Source organism: Spirulina subsalsa FACHB-351, assembly GCF_026130165.1.
Lineage (GTDB): Bacteria > Cyanobacteriota > Cyanobacteriia > Cyanobacteriales > Spirulinaceae > Spirulina_A > Spirulina_A subsalsa_A.
This window is the reverse complement of the sequence record NZ_JAIHOM010000268.1, coordinates 1-642: the sequence shown is the minus strand read 5'-3', so window position 1 is coordinate 642 and position 642 is coordinate 1. Positions and strand designations below refer to the sequence as shown.

Below are 642 nucleotides of genomic sequence, written 5' to 3'. Positions count from 1 at the left end.
CCTTCCTCTAGAATTTTTTGATAAATCACAGATTCTCTCATCAGTTCACTCCTAAAAAACGATTCAACTACTTCTGCTTTTAATACTAACCCAGCTAGAATTTCTGAGGCCGCCGCTAAATTACTTCTTACCCCTTTGTCCTCAATCATTTCCACAGCTTGGGATACTTCTCTTAACACCTCTTCTCGGTTTTCACTATCACTTAATACAGCAAAGGGCAGTAACCCCGGCGCGCTGAAAAATATTTCTTTCGGTTGTTCCCAAAGCCGGATAACTTGAAACTCATGAATCGTCGTTTCCCCTTCAAAATTCCCTTGGTAAACAAGAGGAGAGTTACTCGGTCGTAAATAAATCACCACTTGGTAGATGGTTTTGTTGGGGAAACGACGGCGAATCCTCACCCAATAGTCCAACATCCGAAAGGGCATCGTTTCATCAGGGTTGGTTTGAAACTCAATGTGCAGCACCCGGTCGGGGGATTGGAGCAGAATCAGGGAATCTGCCCGAATGGGTTCATTAAAGAGTTCCGTGGGACTGAGTTGGGTTAGTGTAATGGGATTCCCTAAAAGCCAAGTGGCGAGGTCTTCGGGAAAGGTTTCGGCGAGGAATTTACACAGGTTATCAAACACGATGGGATTAGTT

General features: G+C 44.5%; 1 protein-coding gene. It reads right to left on the bottom strand.

The genetic code is table 11. From position 1 onward, the window contains the following. The coding region (locus tag K4A83_RS22800) for an Rpn family recombination-promoting nuclease/putative transposase (RefSeq protein ID WP_407810285.1) at positions 1-629 on the bottom strand (629 nt) is incomplete at its 3' end. Positions 630-642: the final 13 nt, after the last annotated feature.